Annotated in this window: 13 protein-coding genes; 7 read left to right on the top strand and 6 right to left on the bottom strand. The window is 60.9% G+C overall.

The genetic code is table 11. The features are described from left to right. Positions 1 to 247 precede the first annotated feature (247 nt). Entirely contained in the window at positions 248 to 1,192 is a 945-nt protein-coding gene (locus FTO74_RS05505) for a glycerophosphodiester phosphodiesterase family protein (RefSeq protein WP_162537243.1), read from the bottom strand. A 128-nt stretch (positions 1,193 to 1,320) separates the two neighbouring features. On the opposite strand from FTO74_RS05505, the gene FTO74_RS05510 reads away from it, so the two are divergent. Beyond that, positions 1,321 to 4,815: a TonB-dependent receptor gene (locus FTO74_RS05510; protein ID WP_162537244.1), complete on the top strand. Its 3,495-nt coding sequence runs from the start codon at positions 1,321 to 1,323 to the stop codon at positions 4,813 to 4,815. A 59-nt stretch (positions 4,816 to 4,874) separates the two neighbouring features. On the opposite strand, the gene FTO74_RS05515 is transcribed toward FTO74_RS05510, so the two are convergent. From FTO74_RS05515 to FTO74_RS05525, 3 genes are read right to left on the bottom strand one after another with little or no spacing between them, the layout of a single operon-like run. Continuing rightward, positions 4,875 to 8,030, bottom strand: coding sequence for a CusA/CzcA family heavy metal efflux RND transporter (locus tag FTO74_RS05515; RefSeq protein WP_162537245.1), 3,156 nt, complete (start codon positions 8,028 to 8,030; stop codon positions 4,875 to 4,877). A gap of 2 nt (positions 8,031 to 8,032) precedes the next feature. After that, positions 8,033 to 9,226: an efflux RND transporter periplasmic adaptor subunit gene (locus FTO74_RS05520; RefSeq protein WP_255462520.1), complete on the bottom strand. Its 1,194-nt coding sequence runs from the start codon at positions 9,224 to 9,226 to the stop codon at positions 8,033 to 8,035. Then, on the bottom strand, positions 9,223 to 10,485 hold the full coding sequence (locus FTO74_RS05525) for a TolC family protein (protein WP_162537246.1): 1,263 nt from the start codon (positions 10,483 to 10,485) through the stop codon (positions 9,223 to 9,225). Before FTO74_RS05525 ends, FTO74_RS05520 begins: the two co-directional genes overlap by 4 nt. A gap of 260 nt (positions 10,486 to 10,745) precedes the next feature. Here FTO74_RS05525 and FTO74_RS05530 point away from each other — a divergent pair, with 260 nt between their 5' ends. Both FTO74_RS05530 and FTO74_RS05535 read left to right on the top strand, forming a co-directional pair. Further along, on the top strand, positions 10,746 to 11,888 hold the full coding sequence (locus FTO74_RS05530; RefSeq protein WP_162537247.1) for an ATP-binding protein: 1,143 nt from the start codon (positions 10,746 to 10,748) through the stop codon (positions 11,886 to 11,888). After that, positions 11,885 to 13,297 (top strand): sigma-54 dependent transcriptional regulator, encoded by a 1,413-nt coding sequence (locus FTO74_RS05535; protein ID WP_162537248.1) that lies wholly within the window; start codon positions 11,885 to 11,887, stop codon positions 13,295 to 13,297. Before FTO74_RS05530 ends, FTO74_RS05535 begins: the two co-directional genes overlap by 4 nt. A 3-nt stretch (positions 13,298 to 13,300) precedes the next feature. Here FTO74_RS05535 and FTO74_RS05540 read toward each other — a convergent pair whose 3' ends face one another. After that, on the bottom strand, positions 13,301 to 14,176 hold the full coding sequence (locus FTO74_RS05540) for an aldo/keto reductase (RefSeq protein ID WP_162537249.1): 876 nt from the start codon (positions 14,174 to 14,176) through the stop codon (positions 13,301 to 13,303). Positions 14,177 to 14,320: 144 nt separating this feature from the next. Between FTO74_RS05540 and FTO74_RS05545 the strand changes: the two genes are divergently transcribed. The 3 genes from FTO74_RS05545 (at position 14,321) to FTO74_RS19490 (ending at position 16,432) form a co-directional block, all read left to right on the top strand. Continuing rightward, entirely contained in the window at positions 14,321 to 14,590 is a 270-nt protein-coding gene (locus FTO74_RS05545; RefSeq protein WP_255462614.1) for a GTP-binding protein, read from the top strand. Positions 14,591 to 14,816: 226 nt separating this feature from the next. Further along, complete coding sequence (locus FTO74_RS05550) at positions 14,817 to 15,959, top strand: beta-galactosidase (RefSeq protein WP_220399080.1); 1,143 nt, start codon at positions 14,817 to 14,819, stop codon at positions 15,957 to 15,959. Continuing rightward, positions 15,893 to 16,432 (top strand): DUF5597 domain-containing protein, encoded by a 540-nt coding sequence (locus FTO74_RS19490; RefSeq protein WP_255462521.1) that lies wholly within the window; start codon positions 15,893 to 15,895, stop codon positions 16,430 to 16,432. Before FTO74_RS05550 ends, FTO74_RS19490 begins: the two co-directional genes overlap by 67 nt. Before the next feature lie 75 nt (positions 16,433 to 16,507). Here FTO74_RS19490 and FTO74_RS05555 read toward each other — a convergent pair whose 3' ends face one another. Beyond that, on the bottom strand, positions 16,508 to 19,642 hold the full coding sequence (locus FTO74_RS05555; RefSeq protein ID WP_220399082.1) for a sialidase family protein: 3,135 nt from the start codon (positions 19,640 to 19,642) through the stop codon (positions 16,508 to 16,510). Between the two features lie 295 nt (positions 19,643 to 19,937). On the opposite strand from FTO74_RS05555, the gene FTO74_RS05560 reads away from it, so the two are divergent. Next, complete coding sequence (locus FTO74_RS05560) at positions 19,938 to 20,507, top strand: RNA polymerase sigma factor (RefSeq protein ID WP_255462522.1); 570 nt, start codon at positions 19,938 to 19,940, stop codon at positions 20,505 to 20,507. Positions 20,508 to 20,510: the final 3 nt, after the last annotated feature.

Genomic DNA, 20,510 nt, shown 5'->3' on the forward strand with positions numbered 1-20,510 from the left:
CAAGAGCAAGAGCAAGAGCAAGAGCAAGAGCAAGAGCAAGAGCAAGAGCAAGAGCAAGAGCAAGAGCAAGAGCAAGAGCAAGAGCAACGACAACGACAAGGGCGGAAGCAGATTCCTCCGCTTCGCTCCTGAATGACAACCATGAAAACTGGCAACAGCAAAGGCTGGTCGTGGCTGGGGATGATGTGGCACCCCATTCATGCGTGATGAGGCTGCGCATGAATGGGGTAGCTTTGAGGAAAATTGACTAGGGGTGCAGGGGAGGGTGCTGCGAACGGAGCCAGGAGAGCAGACCGGCCGGGTCGTCAGTGATGATGGCGTCTACGTGGGCGTCGGCCATCCTGCGCCAGCCTTCGGGGGTGTTGATCGTGTAGGGCGCTACCTGGACGCCGATCTTGTGGGCCTGCGCTACCTCTTCCGGTGTTACAAGGCTGTCGTCGGGGCTCAGGATCTCCGCGCCAGTGATCCTGGCGATGTGGGCGAAGCCCTTGTCGCCGTCGGTGATGCCCATGAAGCTGTCATACTGGGCGCGGCCGAAGAGGGCCGAGAGGCGAATCTGCGGGTCGATGGCGCGCATGGCGTGGAGCGTGCGGAAGTCGAAGCTCTGCAGGATGATCCGCGATTGCAGGTGACGGCGGCGGACGATGTCGTCGATCATCTTGACGAAGACCTCGGGCGAGGGCGTCAGCTCGGGGTGGGTCGGGAAGATCTTGGTCTCCACGTTGAACTGGAAGCTACCCTGCGGAGCCAGGTCCAGCACCTCTTCAAAGGTGGGGATGGTGGTATGGGGGACGGTCTGCTGGGCGGGGAAGGCGGGCAACTGGTGTGAGCCGCAGTCGTACTGCTTGAGCTGGGCCAGCGTCAGGGAGTGGATGGCGGTGCCGGGGGGCAGGGCCGGTCCGTCGCAGCGGCGCTCGTTGGCGACGGCAGCGGCCATGCGCGGGTCTTCGGAGGCGGGCTGGGTCAGGTAGGGGGAGTGCGAGACCACCAGAACGTTGTCCTTGGTTACGGCGAGGTCGAGCTCGAGCACGTCGGCGCCGACGCGGATTCCGTTCTGGAAGGAGGGGATCGTGTTCTCCGGACGGGCTGCGCGGCCGCCGCGGTGGGCGTGAACGAGGATCGTCTGGGCGTAGGTCTGGGCGTAGGAAGGCATGACGCCAATCACCATCAGGGCAAGCAGTCTCTTGAGCATGAGGAGAGTATCACGGGGGAGGATTACAGCCTCGTGAACCTGAGTAAGATGCTGGCACCAATCGATTTATACGCTGCGTTCATCATCCGTTGATCGAATGTAAACGTAGTCGAACGTAGCTTGATCCCATGCGTATAACTCAGGTATCCCTAGCAGCCAGGTCGTTGGCCATCTTCGTCCTATTGGTGTTCTGTGCTTCGCTGCGTGCCCAGTATGACAATGGAAGCCTTGTCGGCACGATCCGCGATGCGAGCGGCGCTCCGATCGCGGGAGCGTCGGTGACGATTACCAACAATGCGACTTCGATTACCTCGCAGACGAAGACGAACGGCTCCGGCGACTACGAGGTGCCGAGCCTGCGGGCCGGTGTCTATAAGATTGCGGCCAGCGCCACAGGATTTTCGGATGCGGTGGCGGAGAATATTACGGTCTCCGTCGGCGGACGCCAGCATATCGATCTGACGGTGCGGGTGGGTTCGGCTACGGCTTCGGTTGAGGTGTCGGACGTGGCGTTGCAGCTCGAGACTGAGACCAGCGAGCGCGGGCAGACGATTACGAACTACCAGAGCGCGGCGTTGCCGTTGGTGAGCCGCAACTACTCCGACCTGCTGGGCCTTGTGGCCGGTTCGCGGCAGGCTCCTTCGGCGGCGACGACCAGCTCGATCAACTCGCTGGTGCGCGCTGGTGCTTATAACATCAACGGCCAGCGCAGCATGTTCAACAACTTTCTGCTGGATGGTCTGGATAACAACGCCTACGGCGAGAGCAACCAGGGATTCGATAACCAGATCATCGCGGTGCCGCCGGACTCGGTCTCGCAGTTCCAGGTGGTGACGAACAACGAGAGCGCGGAGTATGGACGGTCTTCGGGTGCCACGATCAACGTGGCGTCGCTGAGCGGTACGAACCGCTTTCACGGCGCGCTGTATGAGTTCATCCGCAATACCGACCTGAACGCGGCGGGATTCTTCAAGCCCACGACCATTGGCGGTACGGGCACCGTCATTCCATTCCAGAAGCCTAAGTTCAACCGCAACCAGTTCGGTATGAACTTCGGCGGGCCCATCATCAAGGACAAGCTCTTCTTCTTCCTCGACTACGAGGGTTTCCGCCAGACGCTGACGCCGCTGAGCGTGTTGACGGCGCCTACGCTCTATGAGTTGCAGGGCAAGCTGGCGGTAGATGTGCGGAACCCGCTGACCGGCAAGCTGTATGCGGCTGGTACTTCGATTCCGACGGCGGATATGGACCGGGTTGCCGCGCAGGTGGTCGGAGTCTTTCAGAATAAGGTGCCTGGGCTGCCGACGAAGGGTGTGACAGGGACTGGACTGGCCTCGAACGACCTGCCGGTGCAGGTGCCGTTTACCGATAACTCCGACAAGGGCGACCTGCGGCTGGACTATCAGCAGAACGCCAGCAACGCGTGGTTCCTGCGCATCAGCGACCGCAAGGAGACTGGCGTGAACTATGCCGCGCTGCCGCTGCCGCTCGATGGGCAGGGCAACGGTACGAGCCGCATTCTCGATCAGCAGGTGGCGCTGGGGTACACGCACCTGATGGGATCGAACAAGGTGCTCGATGCGCGCGTGGGACTCTCGCGCACCAAGGCGGGTAAGTTCTCGCTCTCGATCGGTGATAACTCCATCAGCATTCCAGGACTGCCGACGAACCCGATTGTCGCGGGTGGTCTGCCCTCGATCAACTTCCCCTCGGGCAACTTTACGGCCTTCGGGCGGCAGAGCACGAACCCGCAGTGGCAGAACCCCGCACTGCTCGATCCGAAGATCAACTTTACCTGGGTCAAGGGTCATCATTCGATGAAGTTCGGCTACGAGTACGAGCACATCTGGATGGCGGTGAACGACAACAATCCGCTCTATGGTGGGTATACCTTCAGCGGTGGTTATAGCCTTTGCCCGGCGACGGATACGTCTTCCAACTGCAACACCAAGGCGGTCTCGGATAACTACTGGGCGGACTTCCTCTTCGGTCTCTCCAGCAACTACCAGCTCGCGAACTACTTTGTGGTTCACCTGCGGCAGACGATGGACAGCGCCTATGCGCAGGATGACTGGAAGGTCAGCCCGAAGCTGACGCTGAACCTTGGTCTGCGCTGGGAGTACGGCTCGCCCTACTCGGAGCAGAATAACTACATCTCGAACTTCGATCCCGACACGCAGACGGTGTTGACGACGTCGCCGGGCGCGGTGTCGGGAAGTGGTATTACGCCTTTCTCCGGTAGCGGTGTGTATGGTCATACGCTGATGAATCCTGATCTGAACGACTTTGCTCCGCGCGTGGGCTTTGCTTATGCGGCTACGCCGAGCACGGTCATCCGCGGCGGCTTCGGCATGAGCTACGTGCACTACACACGCGCGGGCTCAGGAGATATTCTCGCGATCAACGCTCCGCAGGCGCAGTTCGCCTCGGTCAACCAGTCTACGCCGACGACCGGGAACCACTGCCCCTCGCTTCCCGCCCAGATCATCGCGGTCGGCACCTCGACTCCGATTTGCTATGCCACGATGTCCCAGGGCTTTCCCTCGGCTCTGGTGACGACCTTCAACTCGGCGACCGATAACATCACCTACGTGCCCAAGGACACGCGGGACAGCTATGTCGAGAGCTACTTCCTGAGCGTGCAGCGCGAGCTGTGGAAGAACACGCAACTCGATGTGGCTTACGTCGGCAACCACGGCTTGAAGCTACAGGGATTCCTCAATGCCAACCAGAAGAATCCGTCGCTTGGCTTCAAGCGCCCCTTTGCCAACTGGCCTTCGGACATTACGGCTGCCGTCAACGAGTTTTACTCGAACTACAACTCGTTGCAGGTGAAGTATGAGCAGCGCTTTGTGCAGGGGCTGACGCTGTTGAACTCCTTCACCTGGTCTCATGCTCTCGATAATGCAACTGCTTCGCTCGAGGCCAGCACGCCTTCGCCGCAGGATGCGAATAACCTGAGCGCGGATTATGGGCAGTCGGACTACAACCTGCCGCTTGCCGATGTGACCAGCCTCGTCTATGAGCTGCCTGTGGGGCGTGGACGTCACTTTGCCAGCAGCTCGAACGCACTGGTCGATGGCGTCATTGGGGGCTGGCAGGTGAGCATCATCAACACCATGCAGTCGGGTACGCCCTTCAACCTGACCTATGGACCTGCGGCGGCGAACCAGGTATCGCAGCAGATCTCCGCGACGTATCGCGGAGCCAACGAGTATCGGCCGAACGTGAACCCCGGCGTGAAGCAGATTCTGAATACACAGATCGCCAGCAGCGGATTCATTCAGTATGTGAACCCGGCGGCTTTCAGCCTGCCCGCGACCACGGTCGGCAATGTGGCGGGTGGAGTGCCTGCCAGCCCCTTCGGCAACGCGGCGCGTAACCCGCTGCGCAATACGCCGTTCTACCAGACGGACCTTGCTCTCAATAAGAAGTTCTCCACGCCGGTCGAGGGCCTGAAGGTCGAGTTCCGCACGGAGTTCTACAACCTGCTGAACCACACCAACCTGTATCTGCCGAGCACGATCGGCGGTACGAACGGCAGCACTGCAAGCACGGGTGGCATTATCAGCAGCACCTTCGAGCCGCGTATTATTCAGTTCGGCTTGAAGGTTCTTTACTAGTTATTCGCTGCATACGCTGTAAACAAGGACGGCCTGCTTATCGCGGGCCGTCTTTGTTGTTAGATGACAGCTCCATCGTCGGGTGTCGCGGTGCTTGCGGTTACAGGGCCTTTGCCCTCGAAGAAGGCGTAGACGGCTGGAACGAGTAAGAGCGTGAGTGCTGTTGAGCTGACCAGGCCGCCGATCACGACGATTGCGAGTGGACGCTGGATCTCCGAGCCGGGGCCGGTTGCAAAGAGAAACGGCACTAGCCCGAAGGCCGCGACGGTTGCGGTCATCATCACGGGCCGGAAGCGGAGACGCGCTCCTGTACGGACGGCCTCATCCTGCGACATGCCCTCCTCGCGCAGCTTGCGGATGTAGGAGACCAGCACGACGCCGTTCAGCACAGCGATGCCCCAGAGTGCGATGAAGCCTACGGAGGCGGGCACGGAGAGGTACTCGCCCGAGAGGAAGAGCGCGATGACGCCGCCGATGGAGGCAAGCGGCAGCACCGTGATGATGAGGGCGGCGAAGCGCAGGGAGCCGAAGAGGACGAAGAGCAGGAAGAAGATGGCGGCGATGGTGATGGGCACGATGATGAGCAGATGGTGGAGCGCGCGCTCCATGTTGTGGAACTGGCCGCCCCACTCGATGAAGTAGCCGGGCGGGATAGCGACTTGCTTGCTGACCTTATCTTGCAGCTCAGTGACGAAGCCGCCGAGGTCGCGGCCCTGCACGTTGACGCCGACTACGATGCGGCGCTTGCCCATGCTGCGATTGATGAGGGCTGGGCCTTCTACAACTTTTACGCGGGCCAGGTCCTTCAGCGGAACGCGAGGGCCATCGGGAGAGCTGATGAGTAGCTCACGGATGTCTTCGACGCTGTCCCGCAGCGATTGCGGGAGACGCACGACTGCCTGGAAGCGGCGTTCGCCCTCGTAGATCTCCGTGGCGGATTTGCCCGCGATGGCTGTCTCGATCATGTCGTTGACGTCGGCGGCGTTGATGCCGTAGCGTGCGACCTGATCGCGATCGATGTCGATGGTCAGGTACTGCTGGCCACCGACGCGGTCGACGCGGGTGTCTTGTGTGCCCGAAATGCTGCTTGCTACCTTGGCGATTTCATTGGCCTTCTCGACTAATAGATCGAGGTCGTCGCCGTAGAGCATGACGGCCACATCGGCACGAACGCCGGAGACCATCTCGTCGACGCGGTCGCTGATGGGCTGCGACATGACGAGGTTGATGCCGGGGATGGAGACGAGGCTCTGGCGCATCTGCTCGGCGATCTTGTCCTGCGTCATGCCGTGGGGGCGTTTGTCGAACGGTGTTAGAGATGCGAGCACATCGGCTTCGTTGGGACCGGCAGGGTCGGCGGGGGATTCGCCGCGGCCTACGCGGGAGACGACGTTCTCTACGCCGGGTACCTGCAACATGCTCTTCTGCATGGCCATCTCCATCTTCAGGGACTCGTCGAGGGAGATGTTGGGGACGCGGTCGGCGTTGGGGGAGAGGGTGCCCTCCTGCATCTCGGGGATGAAGGCCGTGCCGAGGAGTGGGAAGAGGCAGAGAGCGGCGATGAAGAGGGAGAGCACGGCGAGCACCATGCTCCGGCGATGATTGAGCGCCCAGTGCAGCATGGCGTTGTAGGGCCTGCGCAGGGTGCGGACGACGAAGGTGTCAGCTTCGGAGCCGCCCTTGAGCAGGTAAGACGACAGTACGGGCGAGAGCGTGAGCGAGAGGATGAGCGAGATGCCAAGCGCGATGGCGATGGTATAGGCGAGGGGTGCGAACATCTTGCCCTCCATGCCTTCGAGCGTCATGAGCGGGAGGAAGACGAGGATGATGATGGTGACGCCGAAGAGGACGGGCGTGGCTACATCTGTAACTGCTGAGAGGACGATGGAGAGCTTTTGGGCTGTGGTGGTTTTGCCGTGATTGAGATGGTTGGCGTGGCTTAATTTTGTGAAGACGTTTTCTACTACTACGACGGATCCATCGACCATCAGGCCGATGGCGATGGCCAGGCCGCCCAGAGACATCAGGTTTGCGGAGAGGCCGATCTGGTTCATGATGAGGAAGGTCAGCAGCGGTGTGACGATCAGGGTTGCGCTGACGATGAGGCTCGAGCGGATATCTCCGAGAAAGAGCACCAGGACGATGACGACGAAGATGACGCCTTCGCCGAGCACCTCGGTTACGGTGTGGATGGCGGCGTCGACGAGCTGTGAGCGGTCGTAGTAAGGCTTGATCTCAAGGCCGCCGGGGATCATGTGCTTAGCGTTGATCTCGGCGACGCGCTCTTTGACGCGGCCGACGATCTCTTTGGCGTTGCCTCCGCTGGTCATCAGGACGACGCCGCCTACGGCTTCGGTGTTGCCGTTCTTGATCATGGCTCCGTAGCGGACTTCGGCGTCGATGAGAACCTCAGCCACATCGCGGATGCAGATGGGAGTGCCGCCGGTTTCTTTCAGGACGATGTTGCGAATGTCGTCTAGATCGCGAACGAGGCCCACGGAGCGGACGAGATATTGCTCCGCGTGTTGGGGCAGGATGCCTCCGCCTGCGTTGGCGTTGTTGCGCGCCAACGCGTTGCGTACGTCCATGATCGTCAGGTTGTAGTAGTGCAGCTTTTGGGGATCGACGCGGGCGTCGTACTCCTTGACGTAGCCGCCGGTGGAGTTGATCTCGGCGACTCCGGGGATGGAGCGCAGCAGGGGGCGTACGACCCAGTCTTGGAGGGTGCGGCGCTCGATCAGCTCTTCGCGCGTGAGTGCGTGATTGCCGTCGTTCGGCAGCTCGAGCGTGTACTGATAGACCTCGCCCAGCGCGTTGGTGATGGGGCCGAGCACGGGGCTTACGCCTTCGGGCATGCGGTCGCGCAGTTCGGAGAGGCGCTCGGAGACCATCTGGCGCTCGAGGTAGAGATTGTTGCCGTCGGCGAAGACGAGCGTGATGAGCGAGAGTCCCGGCTTGTTGAGAGAACGCATGTCCGTCATGCCGGGGAGGCCCGTCATTGCTATCTCAATCGGAATGGTGACGAAGCGTTCGACCTCTTCGGGGGATTTGCCGGAGGCCTCTGTGGCTATCTGGATCTGGACGTTGGCGACGTCGGGAAAGGCATCGACCGAGAGGTGTTGTGCGGCGTTGAGGCCGAAGCCGACGAGCACCAGCGCTACCACGACGAGGATGAGGCGTTGCCGCAGCGCGCCCGCGATGATGGACTGCAACATGCTTAGTTGCCTCCCTTGATCGCGTTCTGCTTGCGTTGATTGTTCAGGTGGAAGGCTCCGTCGAGCACGATGGATTCATCGGCGCGGAGGCCGCCTTCGAGCACTCTTCGGTCGTCGGTTTCGGTTCCGAGTGAGACCTCGTGAAGCTTGAATTTATTGGGCATAAGCTGCACGAAGACGTACTCCTTGTTGTCTTCGCGTACGACTGCTGTCTGCGGAACGGTGAGCTTCTGCTCGGTGTGGCCGGTAAAGGTCATGCTGGCTAGCTGGTCGGGTTTGTAGAGGCCGTGTGGGTTGGTGACGTCGATGCGCACCTGGACGGTGCGGGTCGCGGGATCGACGATGGGCGCTACATAAGAGAGCCTGCCGGTGATCTTTTCCGCTGGTAGTGCGGGGATCTGGACCGTGACCTCGAGGCCGCGGCGGAGTTGGCCTGCGTCCTCTTCGGGGACGTTGGCTACGATCCATACGGTGGAGAGATCGGCGATGGTGAAGGCTGGGTCGGCTGGCTGCACTACCTGCCCGATGGTGATCTTGCGCTCGAGTACCTCGCCTGCTTTGGGGGAGAGGATAGAGTAGTCCGCGCTTAGCTCGCGTGTGCTGACCAGTCGCTGGATCTGGGCGTTGCTCATGCCGAGTCCGCGGAGCTGGGTGCGGTCGGATGCGGCCTCGGTGCTTGCCTGGAGCAGCTCGGCCTGGCGGCGCTCCAGCTCGGCGCGGCCGATGACATCGGAGGCGACGAGCTGTTCGGCTCGACGGGTGGCTGCTTCGGCGAGGCTCTGTTGCGAGACTGCTTTGATAAGTGCGAGTTGAGCTGCTGAAAGATCGGTGCTGTGCAGGGTCGCGAGTACTGTGCCGGAGCGAACGCTCTGGCCTTCGAAGACCAGGAGGTTGAGGATCCGTCCGGCTACGGGGGAGCCTACGCGTGAGATGCGGCTGGCATCGGTCTCGACGTGGGCGGAGACCTTCAGCAATCCTTTTACGTCGTGCATCTCGGGCTTGCCCAGTTTGAGGTTGGAGGCCAGGGCTGGGGTTACTTCGATCTCGTAGGGATCACTTGAGATAGCTGTGGATGCTGCGATGGCTTGCTTTTTGCAGCCTGTGGCGGGAAGAAGCAGCAGCAGGATGCAGAAGGTGCAAGGGAAAAGATGCTTTGCGATACGGGCAGGTAACGAGATCATTTGGGAAATCATCATGGCCTTCTTCCAGGCGCAACTGCGCCGAGTTCTTCAAGGTCGATCAATGCTGATTGACGCGCATACTGCGCATCGAGGAGGTCACCGCGAACACTTTGTAGAACACGCTGTGCATCCAGGACCTCAACGATGCCGCGCTCGCCGAAGCGATAGGCCGCCTTGGCCGCATCGACGGCACTCTCTGCGGCGTGTAGCTCTCCTGACTGGAGCGAGGTTACCTGCTGGTCGGCTAGCTGGTACTGCTCAAAGGCGCGTTCCACTGCGGAGATCAGCTCGAGACGGTGTGCTTCAAGCTCGGCCTGGGTCTGCAAGATGGTTGCCTTCGACTCGGAGATCTGGCCGCGACGGCGATCCCAAAGAGGCAGGGGAACTGTGACGCCGGTGCGCCAGTAGCGGAGATCGGGCTGATTCTCAAACTCGGCAAAGATCGTTGGCCGAGGGATGCGCAGTTTGCGTTCATGCTCGAGGGCGGCTTCGGCGGTCTGTATGTCGGCCTGCGATTTGGCGATAGCGGGGTGAGTGTTCAGTACCAGCTCGCGTAGTTCGGTTAGCGGTGGAAGGTGAAGGCGATCTTCAAGGGAGCCGCGTGGATCGAGGTTCGAATCCGCTGGTGCGGCTATGGCTACGCGCAGCAGGGCGATGGCGTTCGATAGCTCGAGCTGCGTGCTGCGAAGGGCAAAGCCCGCGCGTGCCTGTTCGGCCTCGGCTCGTGTCAGCTCGAGACGGCCCTTTTCGCCTACGGTTACTTCGACCTCGACGCGATGCCTGAGGTCTTCGACCAGTTGGAGGTTTTCGCGGGCTTGCTCTATTTCTTCGCGGCGCCGGAGGACGTCGTAGAAGGTGCGCTCGACCTCGGCGGCGACGGAGCGTGCTACTCCGGCTTCGCCCTGACGGCTGCTGATGGCGGCCAACTGCGCGGCGTGCAGGCGGGCGCGGCGCTCGGATGGGATCTCGATGGGCTGGTAGGCCGCATAGTGTTGCAGCAGTCCGGGGACTCCGGGCGTGGCGATGGGACGCGCGTACTGGTGCCCGGCGTAGACCTCTACTGAGGGGTTGGTGTAGGCGCGGGCGGTGAGGGTGGCCGCGTCCGCACGCGCGGTGATGGCGGCTGCGCTGTGCAGGCGCGGGCTGTTGTGCTCGGCCATGGCGATGGCGTCTTCGAGCGTGAGGACCTGTGGAGGGGGCGGTGGGGTGCTCGTCTGTGCCGGGACAGCGCATGGCAGCAGTAAGGCTAACGTCGTAAGTGTAAAAAGCTTCACGCTGGTGCTAAGGCAACTCGATCGCCAAACGTAATTGTGCTGAAACCTGGAGATTTATGCAGATGGGCCGGATGGGTGTCCCATATGGAACACCGCGGGTTGGTTTGAGGACGCAAAAAGGACAGCGGCGGCGTTTCGGGAGGCGTATTGAATGAAATTGGCGTACCCGGTGGATTGGCGGTTGGATTGCACGCATCGCAGGGGTGCATGCCTATGCCCCCATCGCGCTAGTCCCTGTGTCCGCGTGGCAGAATGTGTTCATGCCATTGCACCGGACTCGCCGAATCTCGCCGCGTCTCCAGGCATCGTTTATCGCGGTGCTGGTGGTGGCGCTCGCCGTCTTTACGTGGATTACGCCGCCGCACGCGCTGGTGTTGCACAACGTGCTGCATCACCTGAATATTCTGCCCTTCATGCTGGCGGGGCTGCTCTTTGGCTGGCGTGGGGCGCTCAAGACGCTGCTCTTTGCCACGGTATTGCTGACGCCTTCGATTCATAGGCACTGGTATAGGGAGCCGCTGGATGCGCAGGATGAGATCGTCGAGCTGAGTACCTTTGGTGCGGCGGGGTTGATTGCGGGTGTGCTGGCGGATCGTGAGCGGCTGCAACGGCGCAGGGTGGAGGAGACGAAACAGGAGCTGGAGCAGGTGCACACGGAGCTGCAACGGAATATCGACCAGATGAAGAAGACCGAGCGACTGACTGCGGCGGGTGAGCTGGCGGCCAGCCTGGCGCATGAGATTCGCAATCCGCTGGCGAGCATCAGTGGTGCGGCGGGTATTCTGGCGCGCAGGCAGGCGCCGGAGCAGAGCCGTGAAGAGTGCCTGGAGATTCTTACGCGTGAGTCGCAGCGGCTGAATAAGCTGCTGTCGAACTTTCTCGACTTTGCTCGCCCGCGGGTGCCGCGCTTTCAGTGGACGGAGCCGGTTTCGGTGATCCAGTCCGTGGCTGCGCTGGCAAGACACGCCGATATCTTGAAAGAGGTGGAGCTTGAGTTGGAGATGCCGTCTCGGTTGCGCGAGATCGAGATGGATGCGGAACAGATCAAACAGGTACTGCTGAATTTAATCCTGAATGCCGTGCAGGCAACTGAGGGAAGCGGCTCTATCTTGATTCGCAGCTTCATTACTTTAGACAGGTTGTGTGTTGAGGTAAGGGACGAGGGCGGCGGGATTCCGGAAGAGAATATCCATCGCATCTTCGATCCGTTTTTTACTACCAAGGACAATGGCACAGGGCTCGGACTGGCTGTTGTGGCGAACATCGTGGCGCAGCACGGGGGCACGCTTACGTGCAGTGGGAATGGAGGGGGCAGCCGCGGTACGACCTTCCGTATGGAGTTGCCCTTCGATCATGCGAAGCTGAGACGGATCTCTCTCGATGAGAAGGAGGTGAACCTGTGAGTAAGAGCCGCATCCTCGTAGTCGATGACGACAGCAGCCTGAGGCGCGTGATGAAGATGCAGCTTGAGGAGGCTGGTTATGAGGTCTCGCTGGCTGCCGATGGCGAGCAGGGCTATGCGATGCTGCGGGAGCTGCAGCCTGCGCTGGTGATTACAGACCTGCGGATGCCGGTGAGTGGGTTGACACTGCTGGGACGGATCGCGAGTGAGGAGATTCAGACTACGGTTATCGTCATTACGGCGTTTGGCACGGTGGAGACGGCGGTTGAGGCGATGAAGATGGGCGCTTATGACTACGTCACCAAGCCTCTGGACTTCGACGCGCTGGTGCTGATGGTGCATCGTGCGATGGAGCGCCAGAAGCTGCTGGAAGAGGTTCGCTCGCTGCGCTCGGAGCTGGATCGGCGCTATGGGTTCGAGGCGATTGTGGGCAGGGCTAAGAATTTTCTGCGCGTGCTCAATCAGGCGGCGCGGGTCTCGCCGCACGATACGACGGTGCTGGTGCTGGGGGAGACCGGAACGGGCAAAGAGCTGATTGCGCGGGCGATTCATCACAACAGCCGACGACGGAATAGGGCCTTCGTTGCGATTAGCTGTGGAGCGATTCCGAAGGATCTGGTTGAGTCGGAGTTATTTGGTTATGCGCGCGGCGCGTTTACGGGAGCGTTGGCGAATAAGCCGGGGCTGATAGAGGCTGCGGATGGGGGGACGCTCTTTCTCGATGAGGTGGGGGAACTGCCGCTGGATGCCCAGGTGAAGTTGCTGCGCGTTTTGCAGCAAGGCGAGTTGCAGAAGATCGGGGCTACGGCTCCTGTGCCGGTCGATGTGCGTGTGGTTGCGGCGACACATCGTAACCTGGCGGCGATGGTGGAGGATGGAACCTTTCGCGAAGATCTCTACTACCGCCTTGCCGTGGTGCCCTTGCAGATTCCGCCGCTGCGGGAGAGGCGGGGCGATATCCCGGAGTTGATTCAGGCGCTATTCAAGCGGGCTAAGGAGAGGCATGGGTTACTCGATGCGCGACTTTCCTCGGCGGTGATGCAACGGCTCTCTGCGTACCGTTGGCCGGGTAATGTTCGGCAGTTGGAGAACGTGCTCGAACGTGTGCTGGTGCTTGCCGGGAGCGATCTGATTACGGAAGAAGATCTGCCGGAGGAGTTGCAACGGACAAAGGCTGGGGCTGGCTCGCTTTGGCTCGATCTGCCGGAGGAGGGGCTTAGTCTTGAGAGCATTGAGAGGGAGCTGATCGGCCGTGCGCTGGAGCGTTTTGCCGGGAACCAGACCCGCGCGGCGCAGTATCTCGACATCAGCCGACGTACGCTGATCTATCGCATGGAGAAGCATGGACTCACGACAGAGGCAACAACGCCGGAAGATGGTTCGAAGTCGGCTGGTGAGCCTGTGGGCTAATGGCTAGGCTGCGGCTATGCGTTGGATGAGGTTGTTCTGCTCTGCCTGCGACTCCGCGCCGATCGTGAAGGCGTCGAGGACACCCGTGCCGAGGGCGTATCGGATGGCTTCGGCTGGGCGCTCGCGGAGATCTCCCTGTCCGAGGATCTTCATGCCGACGATGCCTTTGCCCTGGGCGCGCATCTGCTTGATGACGCGAATGACCGTGTCCGGATCGGCATCCATGTGGGAGCCGATGGGGTTGAGGCGGACAAGGTCGATATCGACCCAGGGAGATGCCGCAGCCGCTTGCAGCGCGGGCAGGCTGTGGCAGGAGACGCCGTGAGCGCGAATGACGCCCCTCTGCTTGGCTTCGGAGAGTACGTCCATGACGCCGCGGTAGCGAGTCGTCCAATCGCCCTCCATGACGCAGTGGATGAGGACGACGTCGATGTAGTCGACGCCTAGTTCCTTGCGGAAGCGGTCGAGGTCGGCGCGAACTCCTGCTGCATTGCGAGTATCTGTCTTGGTGAGGACGGTGACCTTGTCTCGGGGGAGCTGCTTGAGCGCGGCGGCGACGTAAGGATGGCTGCCATACGAATCCGCCGAGTCGAAGAAGCGCAGACCGTTATCGTGATAACCGTCGAGAAGCAGGCGCGTTAGCGGTGAGGTGCCAAGCTTTGTCTGATTGGAGCGGCCGCCGAAACCAACTGTGCCGGTGCCCATTGCAAGGCGGTTGGTGCGGATGCCGGTGTGCCCAAGAGTTACTTCATCCTGCGCGGAAAACTTTTTGGACAAGGGTTCGGGGTCGAGGAGCGCGGCGCGAGCAACGGCGGTTCTCGTGAGCCAGGCGGAGCCCAGGGTGCGGGCAGATCGGCGAAGGAAGTCTCTCCTCAGCATGGGCAGTCTCCTTGCCGAATAAGATACTCCGGTTGCGTCAATCGGAAAAGACACAAGTGCGGGGGATCGGTATGTTTTTTGGGGTAACGGCAATGGGCCTTGGAATGAGTTACATAGGGGCTTCCGCAGTTTCAGGGAACGGATATCTCTCGCATGAAGGGTGTTCTGAGCTTGAAGGGAGATGAGAACCGGTTTGTCTTTCAAGGGGTGCATATGCTTTTCGATGAACGATTGGAGCGTCCCTGGAAGAATGCGGAGCGGCGCAACCAGCTTGTCTTTATAGGCCACGACCTGGATCGCAACCAGCTCAACGAGGGTTCAGATCATGTTTGGCTTGGGACCATCAGTTTCGTCATCTGGCGACTGGAGGAAGTGCTTCCATCACAGTGTGGGATTGTGCGGGCAAAGGACTAGCAAATAAGAAGCCGATGGAACTAAGGTCTCATCGTGGCGGATAGGAGCTTGGCTGTATTCGACTGTCCGGCTAAGTCTGCTCGATAGATTGATATCTGCCTCTATACTTGCTGATACATTACTTCGAATATTGAATCGAGGCGTGGCGAGCATGTCGGCTGCAGATACTACATTGAGATATCCAACGTTGAAGCGGTGCGGTGCTCTGGTTCTCCTGGTTTCGATAATGTTTGGGGGAGTCGCTCGCGGGCAGACGCGGGATGCACGGCCGCATCTCGAACGGCGCGGGAGTGCGACGCAGCTTATCGTTGAGGGCAAGCCATTTCTGGTACTTGGAGGAGAGCTGCATAACTCCAGCTCCTCCAGCATCGAGTACATGAAGCCCGTCTGGCCGCGGCTTGCGGACATGCATATGAACACGGTGTTGTTGCCTGTCGCGTGGGAGACGATTGAGCCGGAGGAGGGAAGGTTCGATTTCAAGAGTATGGATGGGCTGCTTGAAGGTGCTCGCGCGAATCACCTCAAGCTGGTATTGCTGTGGTTTGGAGCGTGGAAGAACACCTACTCCAGCTATGCTCCGGCGTGGGTCAAGAGCAACACGGAGCGGTTTCCGCGCGTCCAGACCAGCGATGGGCGTGGCACTGAGAGGCTGTCGCCCTTTAGTACGACGGTTCGCGATGCGGATGCGCGTGCCTTTGCGGGGCTGATGCGGCATCTGCGTGATGTGGATGGTGGTACGCATACCGTTCTGATGGTGCAGGTGGAAAATGAGGTGGGAGTGATTCCGGAGTCGCGGGATCACTCTTCAGCCGCGAATGCTGCTTTTGCGGCAGCGGTGCCGACGGCTCTGACGAGTTTTCTGCAGGCACATAGGACGACGCTGAACCCCGAGTTTCGTGCGGCGTGGGAAGCGGCGGGTAGCAGGAGTACGGGGACGTGGCAGGAGGTCTTCGGCAAGGCCAGCCTGACGGATGATCTCTTCATGGCTTGGCACTATGCTACCTACATTGAGCATGTAGCGGCGGCGGGGAAGGCAGAGTATCCCTTGCCGATGTTTGCGAACGCCGCGTTGATTCGGCCTAACTACGAGCCGGGGCAGTACAACAGCGGTGGACCGCTTCCGCATTCGATGGATGTATGGCGCGCGGGTGCGCCGTCGGTGGACTTTATATCGCCTGACATTTATTTCAACGAGTTTGCGCAGTGGGCAGGCCGGTATACGCGTGCGGATAACCCGCTCTTTATTCCCGAGACGCAAGGGGTATCGGGGGCGCGGCGAATGCGCTCTATGCGTTTGGGCATTTGGCGGCGATTGGGTTCTCTCCGTTTGGTATTGACGATCAGGGCAATGCTCCGCTTGATCTTGTAGGGATTACGAATCCGGCGGAGCGGCCGGATAACTCTGCCATCGGCAATGTTTATGCTGAACTGTCCAGATTGGCTCCGATGATTGTGGAGAGGCAGGGAACTGGTGGCGTTGCGGTGGCTCTGATGGAGGGCGAGGCGCAGCGGGCGGCAAGGCTGTCGATTGGGGAATACACGGCCAATATGACCCGGGCGGGCGCAGGATCACGGTTGGCTGCGATGTTCTTGCAGATGGGGCCGAACGAGTTTCTGGTTACCGGCGTTGGAGATGCGCAGATTACTTTTTCGACGGACACTCCTGGACCGCCCATCGTTGGGATTGAAAGTATCGACGAGGAGTTTTATGAGAATGGAGCCTGGGTGCCTCGCAGGCGGCTCAATGGCGATGAGAACTCACAGGGGCAGGCTTTGAGGATCTATGCGAGTGACCTGGCGCAGGGCAGGATCTATCGTGTGCGACTTTATCGCTATCGGTAAGTGATAGCAGAAAGTAAATGGCCGAGTGAGATATTCACTCGGCCATCTGCTTTTTGGTGCTATTTGTTGTGCTGATTACTGGCCGTCGTCATCATCAGCCAGGACGATGGTTACATCACCAGGGAAGATAGCGTTGCCGAGGTCCGCGAACTGATTGCCCAGGATGGACATCAGCTCGGCGTTCCGGTCAGCCAGCTCCTTCTTCAGCGTCTCGTACCGCTCTACCGGGTCGTGGCCGATCTTCTGGTCGGTGGCGTTGGTCATCCCGTACAGGTAGGTGATGTGCGTCTGTAGCTCGGGCTTGCTGTAGCGGATGGCCGGTGTAATCAGGTGCGATGCCACCTCGTTCAGCTTAGCCAGCTTATCTGGATCGTTGGCCAGCTTGGTCCGCGCCACGCGCACGCGGGCTACGGCCTTGTTGACCTCGCTCACCAGCTCACGAACCTTCATGTTGTGGTCGAACTGCTCCTGTAGATCAGCGGTGGTGACGCCGTCGGCGGTGATGCGTGGGTCTTCGATCACCGTGAAGAGCTGGGTCGCCGTGTAGGTGCCTGCCGTCAGCTTGACCATGTACTTGCCTGGAACTGCCACGGGGCCATTCGGACCCTCGGGGGTGGCTACGCCTCCCCACGGCCCCGGATAGCGGAGGTCCCAGGTGAAGCGGTGCATCCCTGCAGTTTTTTCGAGACGGCTGGCACCACCACGACCGCGACGTGGTGCCTCTTCTTCTTCGTCGCCAGCTTCGTGATGCGGCGCTGCCGGAGTGGCGCTGGTGAAGGTCTTGATGTGTTTGCCTGCGCCGTCGAGGATCTCGAGCGTGACGTCGCCGGTGGCCTCGGTGGGCAGGTAGTAGTCGATCACAGCGCCGGGCCGGGGATAGGTCGGCGACGGCGGATAGTGCTCGATGGCGTCGCCTCCACCGCCCGGTGCCGGGGTGCGGACTGCCTCGCGCGGCTTGAAGAGATGCGCCTCGGCGGTCATCTGGGCGGAGATCTCATGCAGCGGCGTGATGTCGTCGAGGATGTAGAAGGACCGGCCCTGCGTGGAGATCTGGAGGTCCTTGTGGGTGACCTTGATGTCGGTGACCGGGGTTACCGGCATGTTCAGTTGGAAGGACTGCCAGTGCGCGCCGTTGTCGAAGGAGATGTACATGCCGAACTCGGTTCCGGCGTAGAGCAGGCCGGGGCGGTCCGGATCGACGCGGACTACGCGTGTCGGCTCGTCCTTGGCGATGCCGTTGGTGCCGTCGGTCAGCAGGGTCCAGTGTGCGCCGAAGTCGTCGGTGCGGTAGAGGTAGGGGGAGAAGTTGCCGCCGTTCAGGTAGCGGTAGATGGCGACGTAGGCTGTGCCCGGCTTGTGCGGATCGGCGTCGATGTTTTGGACGCGGCCACCGGGCAGAAGGCCCTTGGGGGTTACGTTGGTCCAGGTTTTGCCGTCGTCGCGGGTTACGTGGACGAGGCCGTCGTTCGAGCCGACCCAGATGATGCCCTTGGCCGCGGGCGACTCCTTGATGGCGTAGAGGACGCTGTAGATCTCTTCGCCGGTGGCGTCGCGGGTGATCGGCTCACCGCTCGCGCCTTGGGTTCCGGCGGGGTGCGCGGTCAGGTCGGGACTGATCTTCTCCCAGGTGACGCCGCCGTCCTTGGTGCGGTGCAGGTACTGCGAGCCGTAGTAGGCCACGTGCGGATAGTTGGGCGAGACCTCCATCGGAGCCACGCGCTGGAAGCGGTAGATCTGGTCGCTGCCCGCGTTGCCGTAGAGCGACTGCGCGCCGATCCAGTAACGCTTCTCGTTGCGAGTGTTGACGTTCAGGACGCTCCACTGTCCCTTGCAGCCGCCGTAGACGATGTTGGGATCAATGGTGTCGGGGATGATGGGGCCGGTCTCGCAGCCGGGGCCTTCGCGGAAGTCCTGCGCGTTGCCGAGCGGCTGGCTGGGGACGATGACGGTGGTATTGTCCTGCTGCGCGCCGTAGAGCCGGTAGGGGTACTGGTTATCGACGTAGACCTGGTAGATCTCGGCGGTAGGCTGGTTGTTCTGCGGGGTCCAGGTCAGGCCGCCGTCGATCGAGACCGTCGCGCCGCCGTCGTCGGCCTGCACCATGAAGCGCGAGTCCTTAGGGTTGATCCAGACGTCGTGATTGTCGCCGTGCGGAATCGGCATCTGCTTGAAGTGCTTGCCCGCGTCGGTGCTCTTGAACCAGGTCTCGTCGGCGAGCCAGACGTTGTCGGCGTTGTTCGGATCGGCGGAGAGGGTGGAGTAGTAGAAGGGACGGGTGGAGATGGCGGTCTCGTGGTTGACCAGCGTCCAGGTGGCTCCGGCGTCGTCCGAGCGGTAGAAGCCCATGCCCGGTTTGGCCTCGACGATGGCGTAGATGCGGTCGGGCGCGGCGTTCGAGATGGCCACGTTGCTGCGGCCGAAGAGGCCGGTGGGCAGGCCGCCGCCGAGCTTGGTCCAGTGCTCGCCGCCATCGGTGCTCTTATAGATGCCGCCCTCTTCCGCGCCGCTGATGATCGTCCACGGAGTGCGCAGGGCGTGCCACATGGAGGCGAAGAGGACGTTGGGGTGGCCGGGCTGAATCTCGAGGTCGGCGGCTCCGGCGGTGTCGGAGATGTGTAGCATCTGCTTCCAGGTCTTGCCGCCGTCGGTGGTCTTGTAGACGCCGCGCTCGGGGTTGGCCTTGAAGGGATTGCCCTGCGCGGCTACGTAGACGATGTCGGGATTCGTCGGGTCAATGCGCACGGTGGCGATCTGTCCGGCGTCGGGCAGGCCAATGAACTTCCAGGTCTTGCCCGCGTCGATGGACTTGTACATGCCCTTGCCGATGGAGACGTTGCTGCGGATCTTGGAGGAGCCGGTGCCGACGTAGATGATGTTCGGGTCGGTCGGGGCCACCATCATCGCGCCGATGGAGCCGACCGAGATCTGGCCGTCGGAGACGTTGAAAAAGGTGTGGCCCGCGTCGGTCGTCTTCCAGATGCCGCCGCCGGTGGAGCCCATGTAGAAGGTGTAGGGCTGAGATTCCACGCCGGTTACCGCCGTCACGCGGCCGCCGCGGATGGGACCTACGTTGCGATATTGCAGGCTGGACCAGAGCTTCGGGTCGTAGGTCTGAGCCCATGCGCTCGGTACGGAGGCCATGACCGCGGCGGTTAGCAGAGCAGCTGTGACCACTCCCAGAGTTCTCTTCTCAACGTTCTTACCTGCCACGCAAACCTCCAACGATGGTTGTTTAATATATTCGGAATGTTCAACTTACAGGGTATACCTGCACTACTTCGACACCTCTTGGCAGCAGTCGGCGATGGGCTGACGCATTGCTGCGAAGAGGTCTACTACCGGAAGTACTATTGAATCGTTGTCCTGAACGTACCATAAATTTTTCAAATTCTCCTGCCGCTAAACTGCTTCTCTTTTGGGAAGAAAGTTACTCCAGTAAAAAAATCTGCTCAGTCTGCAATATTCCGAGATCTCATCCGTTTCTATAGGTAGACCGCCCGAGGAGATGATGGCTATTCAGGAGTGGACGATCGACGAGCAGAACCGCTTCATCGCGGAGGCGCTGGAGCGTGACCAGCCGCGGCTGCGTTCGTTCATCCGGCGGCGAGTGCAGGATGCGGAGGAGGCAGAGGATCTTCTGCAGGATGTGTTTTACGAACTGATCGAAGCGTATCGGCTGATGAAGCCGATGGAGCAGGTTACGGCCTGGCTGTTTCGCGTGGCGCGGAACCGGATTACCGATCTGTTTCGGCGGCAGAAGCCGGTAGTGCTCGGCGAGCCGATGGACGACGAGGGTGAGGAGGTCTCACTGGAGTCGCTGCTGCCCTCCGCCGATGCGGGGCCGGATGCGGTGTATGCGCGGAATGTGCTGCTGGACCTGCTGGAGGCGGCGCTTGAGGAGTTGCCGGAGAGTCAGAGGGAGGTCTTTGTGGCGCACGAGGTGCAGGGGCGGAGCTTCAAGGAGATCGCCGAGGAGACGGGCGTGAGCGTGAATACGCTGCTCTCGCGCAAGCGATATGCCGTACTGCATCTGAGGGAGCGGCTGCGGGAGACGTACGAGGGGTTTGGAAAATGATGA

The organism is Granulicella sp. WH15, from assembly GCF_009914315.1.
Lineage (GTDB): Bacteria > Acidobacteriota > Terriglobia > Terriglobales > Acidobacteriaceae > Edaphobacter.